The sequence below is a fragment of the Amycolatopsis sp. cg9 genome (assembly GCF_041346945.1).
Lineage (GTDB): Bacteria > Actinomycetota > Actinomycetes > Mycobacteriales > Pseudonocardiaceae > Amycolatopsis.
The window spans coordinates 3,819,132-3,834,231 of sequence record NZ_CP166850.1; the positions used below are offsets into that span (position 1 = coordinate 3,819,132).

Sequence of the window (15,100 nt, forward strand, 5' to 3'; positions counted from 1 at the left end):
AACTATTCATTGTTGGAGAGTTTGATCCTGGCTCAGGACGAACGCTGGCGGCGTGCTTAACACATGCAAGTCGAACGCTGAACCACTTTCGGGTGGGGATGAGTGGCGAACGGGTGAGTAACACGTGGGTAATCTGCCCTGCACTCTGGGATAAGCCTTGGAAACGAGGTCTAATACCGGATATCACAACTCTAGGCATCTAGTGTTGTTGAAAGTTCTGGCGGTGCAGGATGAACCCGCGGCCTATCAGCTTGTTGGTGGGGTAATGGCCTACCAAGGCGACGACGGGTAGCCGGCCTGAGAGGGTGACCGGCCACACTGGGACTGAGACACGGCCCAGACTCCTACGGGAGGCAGCAGTGGGGAATATTGCACAATGGGCGCAAGCCTGATGCAGCGACGCCGCGTGAGGGATGACGGCCTTCGGGTTGTAAACCTCTTTCGCCAGGGACGAAGCGCAAGTGACGGTACCTGGATAAGAAGCACCGGCTAACTACGTGCCAGCAGCCGCGGTAATACGTAGGGTGCGAGCGTTGTCCGGATTTATTGGGCGTAAAGAGCTCGTAGGCGGTTTGTCGCGTCGGCCGTGAAATCTCCACGCTTAACGTGGAGCGTGCGGTCGATACGGGCAGACTTGAGTTCGGTAGGGGAGACTGGAATTCCTGGTGTAGCGGTGAAATGCGCAGATATCAGGAGGAACACCGGTGGCGAAGGCGGGTCTCTGGGCCGATACTGACGCTGAGGAGCGAAAGCGTGGGGAGCGAACAGGATTAGATACCCTGGTAGTCCACGCTGTAAACGTTGGGCGCTAGGTGTGGGCGACATTCCACGTTGTCCGTGCCGTAGCTAACGCATTAAGCGCCCCGCCTGGGGAGTACGGCCGCAAGGCTAAAACTCAAAGGAATTGACGGGGGCCCGCACAAGCGGCGGAGCATGTGGATTAATTCGATGCAACGCGAAGAACCTTACCTGGGCTTGACATGCGCCAGACATCCCCAGAGATGGGGCTTCCCTTGTGGTTGGTGTACAGGTGGTGCATGGCTGTCGTCAGCTCGTGTCGTGAGATGTTGGGTTAAGTCCCGCAACGAGCGCAACCCTTATCCTACGTTGCCAGCGCGTCATGGCGGGGACTCGTGGGAGACTGCCGGGGTCAACTCGGAGGAAGGTGGGGATGACGTCAAGTCATCATGCCCCTTATGTCCAGGGCTTCACACATGCTACAATGGCTGGTACAGAGGGCTGCGATACCGCGAGGTGGAGCGAATCCCTTAAAGCCGGTCTCAGTTCGGATCGCAGTCTGCAACTCGACTGCGTGAAGTCGGAGTCGCTAGTAATCGCAGATCAGCAACGCTGCGGTGAATACGTTCCCGGGCCTTGTACACACCGCCCGTCACGTCATGAAAGTCGGTAACACCCGAAGCCCATGGCCCAACCCTTCGGGGAGGGAGTGGTCGAAGGTGGGACTGGCGATTGGGACGAAGTCGTAACAAGGTAGCCGTACCGGAAGGTGCGGCTGGATCACCTCCTTTCTAAGGAGCACAACACATCCAGTGAGCTCAGCTTGCTGGGGTGGCCAGGGTTTAACACCCGAATGTGGTGTTGTTCTGGTTGCTCAAGGAATTGTGGAACTACTGGTTAAGGCTCACCGCGGTAGTGATACCGCCGGCTAGTACTGCGGAGCTTGCTTCGCGTGGAACCCCGGTCGTGGAGCTGGGTGGTGGGTTGTTCGCTGTGCACACTGTTGGGTCCTGAGGCAACACGCCGAGGGGCTAACCCCCTAGGGACGTTTGTTTCTGGTGTGGTGTTTGAGAACTGTAGAGTGGATGCGAGCATCTTTGTGGTCAAGTTGTTAAGGGCACATGGTGGATGTCTTGGCTTCAGGAGCCGATGAAGGACGTAGGAGGCTGCGATAAGCCTCGGGGAGCTGTCAACCGAGCTGTGATCCGAGGATTTCCGAATGGGGAAACCCAGCACCAGTGATGTGGTGTTACCCGCACCTGAATATATAGGGTGTGTGGAGGGAACGCGGGGAAGTGAAACATCTCAGTACCCGTAGGAAGAGAAAACAACCGTGATTCCGTGAGTAGTGGCGAGCGAAAGCGGAAGAGGCTAAACCGTGCGTATGTCAAGCTGTCAGGCGTTGTATGTGCGGTGTTGTGGGACCCGCCTTGAAGAGACTGACATTTCTTCGGGTTGTTGTGCTGGTTAGTGGAACCGCTTGGGATGGCGGGCCGGAGTGGGTGAGAGCCCCGTACGCGAAAACCAGTTTCAAGGACCTTGGTGGTGTTCCCGAGTAGCAGCGAGCTCGTGGAATTTGCTGTGAATCTGCCGGGACCACCCGGTAAGCCTAAATACTTCCTGAAGACCGATAGCGGACGAGTACCGTGAGGGAAAGATGAAAAGTACCCCGGGAGGGGAGTGAAAGAGTACCTGAAACCGTGTGCCTACAAGCCGTCAGAGCCTGTGATGGGTGATGGCGTGCCTTTTGAAGAATGAGCCTGCGAGTTAGTGCTGCGTGGCGAGGTTAACCCGTGTGGGGTAGCCGTAGCGAAAGCGAGTCTGAATAGGGCGATTGAGTCGCGTGGTCTAGACCCGAAGCGGAGTGATCTACCCATGGCCAGGGTGAAGCGACGGTAAGACGTCGTGGAGGCCCGAACCCACTTAGGTTGAAAACTGAGGGGATGAGCTGTGGGTAGGGGTGAAAGGCCAATCAAACTCCGTGATAGCTGGTTCTCCCCGAAATGCATTTAGGTGCAGCGTCACGTGTTTCTTGCCGGGGGTAGAGCTACTGGATGGTCTAGGGGCCTTACCGGGTTACCGAAATCAACCAAACTCCGAATACCGGTTAGTGAGAGCGTGGCAGTGAGACGGCGGGGGATAAGCTTCGTCGTCGAGAGGGAAACAGCCCAGAACACCAGCTAAGGCCCCTAAGTGTGTGCTCAGTGGGAAAGGATGTGGGATTGCCCAGACAACCAGGAGGTTGGCTTAGAAGCAGCCACCCTTGAAAGAGTGCGTAATAGCTCACTGGTCAAGTGGTCCTGCGCCGACAATGTAGCGGGGCTTAAGCACACCGCCGAAGCTGTGTCATTCATGCGTTACATCGGCTTCACTCCTTGAGGGTGTTGTCTAGTGGTATGGATGGGTAGGGGAGCGTCCTGCATCCAGGGAAGCGGCGGCGGAAGCCAGTCGTGGAGGGTGTGGGAGTGAGAATGCAGGCATGAGTAGCGAATGCAGAGTGAGAAACTCTGCCGCCGGATGACCAAGGGTTCCTGGGCCAGGCTAATCCGCCCAGGGTAAGTCGGGACCTAAGGCGAGGCCGACAGGCGTAGTCGATGGACAACGGGTTGATATTCCCGTACCCGAGCATGTGCGCCCATGACGAGGCGTTTGATACTAACCACCCAAAGCCGTCGCTTGAAGCCTTCGGGTGGATGGTGGTGTGTGGAGCGTGGGACCTGATTTCGTAGTAGTCAAGCGATGGGGTGACGCAGGAAGGTAGCTCCGCCAGGCGATGGTTGTCCTGGTGTAAGCGTGTAGGCCGAGTGGTAGGCAAATCCGCCACTCACGTAGGCTGAGACGTGATGCGTAGCCGTTTGAGGCGAAGTAGAGTGATCCTATGCTGCCGAGAAAAGCCTCTAGTGAGTGCATGCACGGCCCGTACCCCAAACCAACACAGGTGGTCAGGTAGAGAATACCAAGGCGATCGGGTGAACTGTGGTTAAGGAACTCGGCAAAATGCCCCCGTAACTTCGGGAGAAGGGGGGCCAAACATCCTGAAGCTTTTTACAGGCTAGGGGTGGGTGGCCGCAGAGACCAGCGGAAAGCGACTGTTTACTAAAAACACAGGTCCATGCGAAGTCGCAAGACGATGTATATGGACTGACGCCTGCCCGGTGCTGGAACGTTAAGAGGACCGGTTAGCCTTTCGGGGCGAAGCTGAGAATTTAAGCGCCAGTAAACGGCGGTGGTAACTATAACCATCCTAAGGTAGCGAAATTCCTTGTCGGGTAAGTTCCGACCTGCACGAATGGCGTAACGACTTTCCGGCTGTCTCAACCACAGGCCCGGCGAAATTGCACTACGAGTAAAGATGCTCGTTACGCGCGGCAGGACGGAAAGACCCCGGGACCTTTACTATAGTTTGGTATTGGTTTTCGGTTCGGCTTGTGTAGGATAGGTGGGAGACTGTGAAGCTGCAACGCTAGTTGTGGTGGAGTCGTTGTTGAAATACCACTCTGGTCGAATTGGGAATCTGAACCTCGGGCCATGATCTGGTTCAGGGACAGTGCCTGATGGGTAGTTTAACTGGGGCGGTTGCCTCCTAAAGAGTAACGGAGGCGCCCAAAGGTTCCCTCAGCCTGGTTGGCAATCAGGTGTTGAGTGCAAGTGCACAAGGGAGCTTGACTGTGAGACAGACATGTCGAGCAGGGACGAAAGTCGGGACTAGTGATCCGGCACCTCCTGGTGGAAGGGGTGTCGCTCAACGGATAAAAGGTACCCCGGGGATAACAGGCTGATCTTGCCCAAGAGTCCATATCGACGGCATGGTTTGGCACCTCGATGTCGGCTCGTCGCATCCTGGGGCCGGAGTAGGTCCCAAGGGTTGGGCTGTTCGCCCATTAAAGCGGCACGCGAGCTGGGTTTAGAACGTCGTGAGACAGTTCGGTCCCTATCCGCCGCGCGCGTAGGATACTTGAGGAAGGCTGTCCCTAGTACGAGAGGACCGGGACGGACGAACCTCTGGTGTGCCAGTTGTTCTGCCAAGGGCATGGCTGGTTGGCCACGTTCGGAAGGGATAACCGCTGAAGGCATCTAAGCGGGAAGCCTGTTCCAAGATGAGGTATCCCACCCTTTGTGGGTTAAGGCCCCCAAGAGACCATTGGGTTGATAGGCCAGAAATGGAAGCACAGTAATGTGTTGTCGAGTTGACTGGTACTAATAGGCCGAGGACTTGTCTACGAAGATGTTGCGCATCCACTCTACGGTTCTGAAACACCACACGGAAGCGTGTGTGTTGTTTCGGAGTGTTTCGGTGGTTATAGCGTCAGGGAAACGCCCGGTCCCATTCCGAACCCGGAAGCTAAGCCTGACAGCGCCGATGGTACTGCAACCGAAGGGTTGTGGGAGAGTAGGACACCGCCGAACTTAACGTGAAGGAAGGGCCTGGGCCCGGTTGAGACTGGTTGTCTCCCGGCCCAGGCCCTTTTTCATGCCCGCGTCACGGGGCGCCGGCGCAGCGGGGACGACAGCACCAGTGACGTCGTCGTCTCGCCGAAGCGCTGGATCTTCTCGACCAGCGCCTCCAGTTCCGCCGTGTCCCGGCACAGCACCCGCAGGATCCAGCACTCGTCGCCGGTGACGTGGTCCGCCGCGACGACCTGGGGGAGCGGGAGCACCGCCGTCCGGAACCTCGGGGTGTCGAGGCTCCGCACCCGGGCGCGCACCAGCACCTCGATCGGCAGGCCCAGCTTGGTCGTGTCGACGTGGGCCGCGTACCCCGTGATCACGCCGCGGTCCTCGAGCCGGCGCACCCGTTCCGTCACCGCCGAACCCGACAGCGACACCCGGCGGCCCAGCTCCGAAAAGCTCAGCCGGCCGTCGGACTGGAGCAGCTCCAGCAGGTGCCAATCGACGTCGTCGAGGTCCACCACAACTCTCCCGGGTTCGCACGGCCAGAACGCGGAAATCCCCGGCGCACCGGGGCTCCCACGCCGATTCTCCCCTGTGCCCGCACGCCCCGGACCAGCAGGATTCTCTTCATGACACGCACACTCACGGTCCCCGCTCCGGCGCCGGAACTCGCCACCGCCTACTTCGGTGCCGAGCTCGCCTTCGAGGTCGACCCCGACGACCTCGTCCGCGACCTCGAAGCCGGGCAGACCGACGGCTACGTGGTCGTCGAGACGCGCGCGCCCGCTGCGTTCGCCCAGGCGCGCATCCCCGGCGCGGTCAACCTGCCCTACCGCGACCTGACGGCGGAGAGCACGAAGCACCTCGACCGGGACGTCGTCTACGTCTGCTACTGCGAGAGCGCCAACTGCAACGCCGCCACCAAGGGCGCGCTCAAGCTGGCGCAGCTCGGGTTCCGCGTGAAGCGGCTCTCCGGCGGCATCTCGAGCTGGATCGCGGCCGGCTACCCCGTGGAAGGAACCGCGGCCCCGGGGATCCGCTGCGCCTGCTGACCTACCCTGGAAACCGTGACACGACTGCTGATCATCCAGCCGGACACGTCGGATCCGCTCGGCCCGCTCGGCGACTGGCTGACCGAGGCCGGCGCGGAGCTCGACGTCCGGCTGCCGCCGGCGGACGAGCTGCCCGCCGACCTCGACGGCTACCGGGGTGTCGTCTGCCTCGGCGGCGGCATGGGCGCGGAGGACGACGCGAAGCACCCGTGGCTCGCCGAGGTGCGGCGGCTGCTGTCGAAGGCGGCGTCGAAGCGGCTCCCCACCCTCGGGATCTGCCTCGGCGCGCAGCTGGTGGCCGTCGCGACCGGCGGCCGCGTCGAGGTAGGGGCGGACGGGCCCGAGGTCGGCCCGCACCTCGTCGCCAAGAAGGACGCGGCGTGGACCGACCCGCTCTTCGCCGACCTGCCGCTGATGCAGGACGTCCTGCAGTTCCACAGCGACGTGATCACCCGGCTCCCACCCGGCGCCGAACTGCTCGCGTCCGCACCCCTCTACCAGAACCAGGCCTTCCGGTTCGGCCGTTGTGTCTACGGCGTCCAGTTCCACATCGAGACGACACCCGCTGTCGTCGAGAGCTGGGCCGCGGAAAGCCCGCAGGAGGCGGAATTCGCTCGTCCGGGCTCACTCGACCACGACGCGCTGACCGCAGTGCACACCGACATCGCCGAAACCTGGCGTCCGTTCGCGCAGCGGTTCGTCCGGTTGGCCGCCGGTGACCTCGAGCCGGCCGCCGAGAGTCAACGCTCGTTACCGCTGGCTTAACGGCAGATGTCACAAACAGCTACGGCCTTTTAACGCCAGGCGTCACCCGTCAGGTACCTTGCGGGAAGAGTCCCCACAAGGGCGTTCGGAGGTCGGGGTGGAGCCCTCGTTGCTGGTCGTGATCGTGGTCGTCACGGCTCTGGTATTCGATTTCACGAACGGGTTCCACGACACCGCGAACTCGATGGCGACGTCGATCGCCACCGGCGCGCTCCGGCCGCGGGTGGCCGTCGCGATCTCCGCGGTGCTGAACCTGGTCGGTGCTTTCCTGTCGGTGGAGGTCGCCAAGACGATCTCCAGCGGGCTGGTGGACGACACGAAGATCGGCCCGTCGATCGTCTTCGGCGGGCTGATCGGCGCGATCGTCTGGAACCTCGTGACGTGGTTCGTCGGGCTGCCGTCGAGTTCGTCGCACGCGCTGTTCGGCGGCCTGATCGGCGCCACCTGGGTTTCGGCGGGGGCCGACTCGGTCCACTTCGGAAAGATCGTCGAGAAGGTCCTCGTGCCCGCGGCGGCCAGTCCGGTGATCGCCGGCCTCGTCGCGATGGCCGCGACCTACCTCGTCTACCGGTTCCTGGTCCGGGGCCGCCCGGCGACGCGCGGCTTCAAGGTCGGCCAGATCGTCTCGGCGTCACTGGTCTCGCTGGCGCACGGCACGAACGACGCGCAGAAGACGATGGGCGTCATCACGCTCACGCTCGTCAGCGCCGGCAGCCTCCCGTCGGGTGCCGCCCCGCCGGTCTGGGTGATCATCAGCGCCGCCTGCGCCCTCGCGGCCGGCACCTACCTCGGCGGCTGGCGCATCACCCACACCCTCGGCAAGGGCCTGACCGACATCGAGGGCCCGCAGGGCTTCGCCGCCCAGACCAGCTCGGCGCTGGTCATCCTGATCTCGTCGCGGCTGGGTTTCCCGCTGTCGACGACGCACGTGTGCTCCGGCGGGATCGTCGGCTCCGGCGTCGGACGGCGGGAAGCGCCGGTCCGCTGGCGGATGGCGGGCCGGATGGTCATCGCGTGGCTGTTCACGCTGCCCGCGGCGGCGATCGTCGGCGCGATCTCCGGCAAGATCGCTTCGCTCGGCAACGCGGGCACCATCGCCGTCGGCGTGGCCGGCCTCGGCGTGGGCGTCGGCATCTACCTCCTTTCGCGCCGCCACCCCGTGACCGCGCACAGCTTCCAGGTGCCCGAGCCGACGCCCGCCGAGACCGAACCGGGCCGCCTGGCCGCCTGAGCCGGGTTCCCCGGCTACGGTGTTCGGTGATGGCAGACCGCGCGCGAACGACCGCTTCGGCGGCGAGGTACGGCTTCACCGATGCCCGTGCCGAGGGTCAGTTGCGCGCGGCCGGCTGGTGGGACGACGCCGGCCCGGTCGCCGCGGCCGCCGACGTGCTCGCGGCGCTGTCCCGCAGCGCCGACCCGGACCTCGCGCTGCGTGGTCTGGACCGCATCCGCGAAGCCGACGACGCCGAGTGGACCCGCCTCGAAGAGCAGCTGCGCGCCAACCGGACGTTCCGCGGCCGGCTCCTCGGCGTGCTGGGCACGTCGAGCGCGCTCGCCGACTTCCTCGCCGCGAACCCGGACCAGTGGCACGCGCTCACGGGCGACAAGTGCACCGACTCCGCGTGCTATCGCGAAGCCCTGCGTGCGGCGTTGCTGCGTGCCGACGGCTCGGTGCTGACCAGGCTCGAAGCCGAGCAGGCCCTCAAGATCGCTTACCGCGGCCAGCTGCTCGGCATCGCCGCCGCCGACCTGGGCCACCTCGTCGAGGCCGGGCTCGAGCACCCGCGCTACGCCGAGGTCGCGGCTCAGCTGACCGAGCTCGCGGAGGCCGCGCTGGCCGCCGGGCTGGTGGTCGCCGAGGCCGAGGTCGGGAAGCCGGCCGAGGGCTCCCTCGCCGTGATCGCCATGGGCAAGTGCGGCGGCCGGGAGCTCAACTACGTCAGCGACGTCGACGTCATCTTCGTCGGCGAAGGCAACCTCGGCGTGGCCACGAGGCTGGCGAGCACGATGATGCGCGTCGTCGGCAAGGCGTGCTTCGAGGTCGACGCGGCGCTGCGCCCCGAAGGCAAGGCCGGCGCGCTGGTCCGCACCCTGGAAAGTCACCAGGGCTACTACCAGAAGTGGGCCAAGACCTGGGAGTTCCAGGCGCTGCTCAAGGCGCGCCCGGTGGCCGGCGACGCCGAGCTCGGGCGGCAGTACGCCGAGATGGTCGCGCCGCTGGTGTGGTCCGCGGCCGATCGGGACCACTTCGTCGACGAGGTGCAGCAGATGCGCCGCCGCGTCGAGGGCCACGTGCCGTCCGAGCACGCCGAGCGGGAGCTGAAGCTGGGCCGCGGCGGCCTGCGGGACGTCGAGTTCGCCGTCCAGCTGCTGCAGCTCGTGCACGGCCGGGTGGACGCGGACCTGCGCTCACCGTCCACGATGGACGCGCTCGCGGCGCTGGGCGAAGGCGGTTACGTCGGCCGCCAGGACGCCGCCGAACTGGGCGCGTCGTACGAATTCCTGCGGATGCTCGAACACCGCCTCCAGTTGCGGCGGTTGCGCCGGACGCACCTGTTCCCGGCGGCGTCGGAGACCGCCGAGCTGCGGATCCTCGCGCGGGCCAGCGGCATCAAGCCGGCCGGCGGCAAGAGCCCCGGCGACGCGCTGCTCGCGGAGTTCCGGCGGCAGGGCCAGGGCATCCGGCGGCTGCACGAAAAGATCTTCTACCGGCCGCTGCTGCAGTCGGTCGCGAACGTGCCGACCGAGGCGCTGCGCCTGACCACCAAGCAGGCCGCCAGCCGGCTCGCCGCGCTCGGCTACACCGCGCCCGACGGGGCGCTCCAGCACATCAAGGCCCTCACTTCGGGCGTCTCGCGCCGCGCCGCGATCCAGCAGGCGCTGCTGCCGGTGCTGCTCGACCTCCTCGCCGACACCCCCGACCCCGACGGCGGTCTGCTGTCGTACCGGAAGGTGTCGGAGGCGCTCCAGGACACGCCGTGGTACCTGCGGGTGCTGCGGGACGAGGGCACGGTCGTCGAGAACCTGGCGCTGCTGCTCGGGACCTCACGGCTGGTGCCGGACCTGCTGGTCCGCGCGCCCGAGGTGCTGCGCCTGCTCGGCGACCCGGCCCGGCTGCTGGGCCGCACGCCCGCCGAGGTCGCGACGTCGCTGCGGGCCACGGTCCGCCGTCAGCCCGGGGTGAACGCCGCCGTCGCCGCGGCGCGCTCGCTGCGCCGCCACGAACTGCTGCGCGTCGCCTGCGCGGACCTGCTCGGGCTGCTCGACGTGCCCGCGGTCTGCGAAGCGCTTTCGAGCGTCTGGGTGGCCGTGCTGCAGGGCGCGCTGGCCGCGGCGTTCCGCCAGCGCCAAGCCGAACTGGGCCGGACCCCGGCGCGCATCGCGGTCATCGGGATGGGCCGCCTCGGCGGCGCCGAACTCGGCTACGGCTCCGACGCCGACGTCCTCTTCGTGTGCGAGCCTGCCGAAGGGGTCTCGGACGCCGACGCGGTGAAGTTCGCGTCGTCGGTGGCGGAGAGCGTCCGGAAGATGCTGGGCGCGCCGAGCTCCGACCCGGCCCTGGTCGTCGACGCCGACCTGCGGCCCGAAGGCCGGAGCGGGCCGCTGGTGCGCACGCTGGAGTCGTACCGCGCCTACTACGCCCGGTGGGGCGAGGTGTGGGAGGCGCAGGCGCTGCTGCGCGCCCGGTTCGTCGCCGGCGACGACGAGCTCGGTGAGCGGTTCACCGCGATGATCGACCCGATCCGCTACCCCGAAAACGGCCTGGACGGGACGAAGGCGCGGGAGATCCGCCGCATCAAGGCGCGCGTGGAGACGGAGCGGATGCCCCGCGGCGCGGACCCGACGCGGCACACGAAGCTGGGCCGGGGCGGTCTCGCCGACGTCGAGTGGACGGTCCAGCTCCTCCAGCTTCAGCACGCTTGTTCGGTGCCGGGCCTGCGGACGACGTCGACGCTGGACGCGCTGGCGGTGCTCCCGGAGGCGGGCCTGGCCGAGCCGGCCGAGGCGGAGTCGCTGCGCGAGGCGTGGCTGCTGGCGACCCGGGTCCGCAACGCGGGGATGCTGGTCCGCGGCAAGGCGGTCGACGAGGTCCCGGGCTCGGGCCGCGACCTGGCGGCGGTCGCCCGCGTGCTCGACCACCCGGCGGCGGACGACCCCGGCGAGTTCCTCGACACGTACCGCCGCATCACGCGGCGGGCGCACACCGTGGTGGAGCACTTGTTCTACGAGGCCTGACCTAAAGTGGGCTGGTGACCGATCGCGAGCCGTTCCGGACCCGGATCAAGGTCCGGCACTACGAGCTGGACACCCTGGGCCACCTCAACCACGCCGTCTACCACTCGTACGGCGAGGTCTCCCGCCTGGAGCTGCTGGAAAAGGCGGGCGCGCTCAAGGGACTCCCCGGCGTGGCGTCGGTGCTGCTGGAGACGCACGTGGTGTTCCGCCGCGAGCTGCGCGCGGGCGACGAGGTCGACGTGACGTGCGACGTCAAGTTCGGCAGCGGCAAGACGTTCAAGATGGACTCGAACATCTACAAGCTCGACGGCACGCTGGCCGCGGAGATCACCTGCACGCTGGGGCTGATGGACCTGGAGCTCCGCAAGCTGGTCCCGGACCCCCGAGGCCGCTTCGAGGCCGCGGGCGCGGACCTGCGCGTGCTGTCGACGGCCGAATGATCCGCCCGGCGGTCGATGCTGACTGGCCGCGGATCTGGCCGATCGTCCACGACGTGGTCACGGCACAGGAGACGTTCGCCTACGACCCGGCTATGACCTCGGAAGAAGCCCGGCGCATGTGGCTCCTTCCGGCCCCGGCCCGCACGGTGGTCTTCGCCGAGGGCGACGAGGTGCTGGGGACGGCGAACATGTACGCCAACCGTCCCGGCCCCGGGAACCACGTGGCGTCCGGAAGCCTGATGGTCGCGGCGTCCGCCCGTGGCCGCGGAGTGGGCCGCGCCCTGACGACGGACCTGATCGCGTGGGCGCGCGAGTCGGGCTTCGCGGCGATCCAGTTCAACGCGGTGGTGGACACGAACACCGCGGCGGTCTCGCTGTACGAGAGCCTGGGCTTCACGACACTGGGCGTGGCCCCGGGCGCGTTCCGCCACCCTGTGCTCGGTGACGTGGGCCTTCGCATCATGTGGCTGAACCTGCGCTGAAACGAGAAACGCCGGCGGCGAGGGCTCTTCGCTCCTCACCGCCGGCGTGACCTTGGCCGGGTTACCGGATCACACGTCGTAGTACAGGCTGAACTCGTACGGGTGCGGGCGCAGGCGCAGCGGGTCGATCTCGTTCTCGCGCTTGTACGAGATCCACGTCTCGATCACGTCCGGCGTGAACACGCCGCCCTCGAGCAGGTAGTCGTGGTCCGCCTCGAGCGTGTCGAGGACCGTGCCGAGGTCGCCCGGGACCAGCTTGACGTCCTTGGCCTCCTCGGGCGGGAGCTCGTAGAGGTCCTTGTCGATGGGGTCCGGCGGCTCGATCTTGTTCTTGATGCCGTCGAGGCCGGCCATCATCATCGCCGAGAACGCCAGGTACGGGTTGCCCGACGAGTCCGGGCAGCGGAACTCGGCGCGCTTGGCCTTCGGGTTGTTGCCCGTGATCGGGATGCGGACGCACGCCGAGCGGTTGCGCTGCGAGTAGACCAGCGAAACCGGGGCCTCGAAGCCCGGGACCAGGCGGTGGTAGGAGTTCACCGTCGGGTTCGTGAAGGCCAGCAGGCTCGGGGCGTGCTTGAGCAGGCCGCCGATGTAGTGGCGCGCGGTGTCCGACAGGCCGGCGTAGCCCGACTCGTCGTGGAACAGCGGCTGGCCGTCCTTCCACAGCGACTGGTGGCAGTGCATGCCCGAGCCGTTGTCGCCGGCGAGGGGCTTCGGCATGAACGTCGCCGTCTTGCCCGCCGCGAACACCGTGTTCTTCACGACGTACTTGAACAACTGCAGGTCGTCGGCCGCGTGCAGCAGCGTGTTGAACTTGTAGTTGATCTCGGTCTGGCCGGCGGTGCCCACCTCGTGGTGCGCGCGCTCGATCTCGAAACCGATGTTCGTCAGGTTGCGGACGATGTCGTCGCGCAGGTCGGCGAAGTGGTCGACCGGCGGGACGGGGAAGTAGCCGCCCTTGAACTTCGTCTTGTAGCCCTGGTTGCCGCCCACCTCGTCGGCGCCGGTGTTCCACCAGCCCTCGACCGAGTCGATCTCGTGGAAGGAGGCGTGCTCGGCGGAGTCGAAGCGGATCGAGTCGAAGATGTAGAACTCGGCTTCGGGACCGAAGTACACGTTGTCGGCGACGCCGTACTCGGCGATGTACTGCTCGGCCTTGCGCGCGATGTTGCGCGGGTCACGGCTGTACGCCTCGCGCGTGAACGGGTCGTGCACGAAGAAGTTGAGCGCGAGCGTCTTCGCCTTGCGGAACGGGTCGATCCGCGCGGTCGCCGCGTCCGGCAGGAGCAGCATGTCGGACTCGTGGATGGACTGGAAGCCGCGCACCGAGGAGCCGTCGAACGCGAGACCCTCTTCGAAGGCCTCTTCGGTGAAGGCCTTCGCGGGGACCGTGAAGTGCTGCATCACGCCGGGCAGGTCGCAGAACTGGACGTCGATGACCTCGACGTCCTCATCGGCGATGAGGCGCTGGATGTCGTCTGGAGTAGTGGGCACCCTCGGTGACTCCTTCTCGTTCGAGCTCGTACGGCAGTGCTCTCTTCGGCTCACGCTAAAAGCGCGGTGTTGCCCGACCGTCACCCGTATGTTTCGCCGGTGTTAACGGGTGGGTGGATACCGCCTATCCGACCAGGGCGAACGTGGTCCGCGCCACCGGCATACCCTGGACGGGTGGCGAGATGGACCGGTGAATGGCTGCCCGGCACCGGCGAGGGCGGGCAAGCGGAGGCTCGAGACGGCTCGCGCTGGCCGGGCGAGAAGTTCGGTTTGCCCGAGTCGGGCGTCGGCTCGGCGGCGACCGGGGGCGCCCGGCTGCTCGGGCTGATCGTCGACCTCGCCGTCGCGGCCCTGGTCACGGCCATCTTCCTGCATCCGAGCCTGCAGGACCCGGCCGCGATGCAGGTGTTCAACCTCTGGTCCGGCGGCGTGTGGGCGATCATCTCGGTCGTTTCGGCCGGCTTCTTCGGCTTCACCCCCGGCATGGGCGTCGTCGGCATCCGCGTCGCCCGGCTCGACGGCGCCGCGCTGGTCGGCCCGCCGCGGGCGCTGGTCCGGGCGGTCCTCACCTTCTTCATCATCCCGGCGGCAGTCCGCAACGCCGACGGCCGCAGCTGGCTGGACCGGCTGACCGGCACCGTCGTCGTCCGGCTGCGCTGAGCTCGTGAAAAAGGCCCCCGTCCGGCTCGGACGGGGGCCTTTCTCGTACGCGGGGGTCAGCGGCGGCGGATCGTCCGCTGGACGTTGCGCATCTTCGCGCCGGCCGGCATCGGGCCCTTCGGCATCGCCGCGCCGCGGTTGCCGAGGGCGGCGAGCTTCGCCTCCAGGGCGTCGACCTGGGCGGGCTTGAGGTTGCGCGGCAGCTTCATCAGGTAGCCCTGGAGCTTCTTCAGCGGGACCTGCTTGTCCTCGTGCCCGATGATCACGTCGTAGATCGGCGTCTCGCCGACCAGGCGGGAGACGCGCTTCTTCTCCTGGGCGAGGAGCGTCTTGACGCGGTGCGGCGCGCCCTCGGCGACCAGCACCACGCCCGGGCCGCCCAGCACGCGGTGCACCGCGTCGAGCTGGGTGGTCGCCGCGACGGTCGGCGTCACCTTCCACTTGCCGCGGAGGTTCTCCAGCGCCCACGCCGCGGCGCCGGGCTGGCCGTCGGCTTTCGAGTAGACCGTCTTCTGGACGCGCCGGCCGAAGATGATCATGGCGAGCAGGGCGCCGAGCACGATGCCCAGCGGCAGCAGCACCCACTGCGAGTCGAAGAAGAACCCGATCCCGAACAAGACGCCGGCGACGACGACGATCGAGCCCACCATCCACGGGATGAGCCACGGGTCTTCCTTGCGCTGCATCTTGAAGGCCTCGAAGAGCTGGCCACGGCGTGCCTTGCTCGCCGCGCGCTTCTCCTTCTTGGCCTGCTTGGCCGCTTCCTTGTCCTGCTGTCCCGCCATATGACCAGGATACGGCCGCGTGCCCCTGCCCCGATTCCCCGTCCCCCTCTGCGAGG

Annotated in this window: 10 protein-coding genes and 3 rRNA genes; 10 read left to right on the forward strand and 3 right to left on the reverse strand. The window is 66.1% G+C overall.

Features of this window, described 5'->3' with window-relative positions; genetic code table 11:
• The first annotated feature begins 9 nt into the window (after positions 1-9).
• The 3 genes from AB5J73_RS18455 to rrf all read left to right on the forward strand — a co-directional run bounded on the left by AB5J73_RS18455 (position 10) and on the right by rrf (position 5,145).
• Positions 10-1,529, forward strand: a 16S ribosomal RNA gene (locus AB5J73_RS18455).
• Between the two features lie 310 nt (positions 1,530-1,839).
• Positions 1,840-4,959: ribosomal RNA gene (locus AB5J73_RS18460) — 23S ribosomal RNA — on the forward strand.
• 69 nt (positions 4,960-5,028) lie between these two features.
• A 5S ribosomal RNA gene (gene rrf, locus AB5J73_RS18465) occupies positions 5,029-5,145 on the forward strand.
• Together the 16S, 23S and 5S rRNA genes form the textbook arrangement of a ribosomal RNA operon.
• Before the next feature lie 62 nt (positions 5,146-5,207).
• Here rrf and AB5J73_RS18470 read toward each other — a convergent pair.
• On the reverse strand, positions 5,208-5,648 hold the full coding sequence (locus AB5J73_RS18470; protein ID WP_370970911.1) for an Lrp/AsnC family transcriptional regulator: 441 nt from the start codon (positions 5,646-5,648) through the stop codon (positions 5,208-5,210).
• Between the two features lie 111 nt (positions 5,649-5,759).
• Between AB5J73_RS18470 and AB5J73_RS18475 the strand changes: the two genes are divergently transcribed.
• The 6 genes from AB5J73_RS18475 to AB5J73_RS18500 all read left to right on the forward strand — a co-directional run bounded on the left by AB5J73_RS18475 (position 5,760) and on the right by AB5J73_RS18500 (position 12,105).
• Positions 5,760-6,182: a rhodanese-like domain-containing protein gene (locus AB5J73_RS18475; RefSeq protein ID WP_370970912.1), complete on the forward strand. Its 423-nt coding sequence runs from the start codon at positions 5,760-5,762 to the stop codon at positions 6,180-6,182.
• Between the two features lie 15 nt (positions 6,183-6,197).
• Positions 6,198-6,947 (forward strand): type 1 glutamine amidotransferase, encoded by a 750-nt coding sequence (locus tag AB5J73_RS18480; protein WP_370970913.1) that lies wholly within the window; start codon positions 6,198-6,200, stop codon positions 6,945-6,947.
• Positions 6,948-7,044: 97 nt separating this feature from the next.
• Positions 7,045-8,178, forward strand: a complete 1,134-nt coding sequence (locus AB5J73_RS18485) for an anion permease (RefSeq protein ID WP_370970914.1) — start codon at positions 7,045-7,047, stop codon at positions 8,176-8,178.
• Between the two features lie 29 nt (positions 8,179-8,207).
• On the forward strand, positions 8,208-11,183 hold the full coding sequence (locus AB5J73_RS18490; protein ID WP_370970915.1) for a bifunctional [glutamine synthetase] adenylyltransferase/[glutamine synthetase]-adenylyl-L-tyrosine phosphorylase: 2,976 nt from the start codon (positions 8,208-8,210) through the stop codon (positions 11,181-11,183).
• Positions 11,184-11,197: 14 nt separating this feature from the next.
• On the forward strand, positions 11,198-11,623 hold the full coding sequence (locus AB5J73_RS18495) for a thioesterase family protein (protein WP_086861906.1): 426 nt from the start codon (positions 11,198-11,200) through the stop codon (positions 11,621-11,623).
• Positions 11,620-12,105 (forward strand): N-acetyltransferase family protein, encoded by a 486-nt coding sequence (locus tag AB5J73_RS18500; RefSeq protein WP_370970916.1) that lies wholly within the window; start codon positions 11,620-11,622, stop codon positions 12,103-12,105. Before AB5J73_RS18495 ends, AB5J73_RS18500 begins: the two co-directional genes overlap by 4 nt.
• Positions 12,106-12,174: 69 nt before the next feature.
• Here the strand turns inward: AB5J73_RS18500 and glnA are convergent, their stop codons facing one another.
• Positions 12,175-13,599: a type I glutamate--ammonia ligase gene (gene glnA / locus AB5J73_RS18505; RefSeq protein WP_370970917.1), complete on the reverse strand. Its 1,425-nt coding sequence runs from the start codon at positions 13,597-13,599 to the stop codon at positions 12,175-12,177.
• 270 nt (positions 13,600-13,869) lie between these two features.
• Here glnA and AB5J73_RS18510 point away from each other — a divergent pair, with 270 nt between their 5' ends.
• Positions 13,870-14,259, forward strand: a complete 390-nt coding sequence (locus AB5J73_RS18510; RefSeq protein WP_247025318.1) for an RDD family protein — start codon at positions 13,870-13,872, stop codon at positions 14,257-14,259.
• A gap of 56 nt (positions 14,260-14,315) precedes the next feature.
• Here AB5J73_RS18510 and AB5J73_RS18515 read toward each other — a convergent pair whose 3' ends face one another.
• Positions 14,316-15,044, reverse strand: a complete 729-nt coding sequence (locus AB5J73_RS18515) for a DUF4191 domain-containing protein (RefSeq protein WP_370970918.1) — start codon at positions 15,042-15,044, stop codon at positions 14,316-14,318.
• Positions 15,045-15,100: the final 56 nt, after the last annotated feature.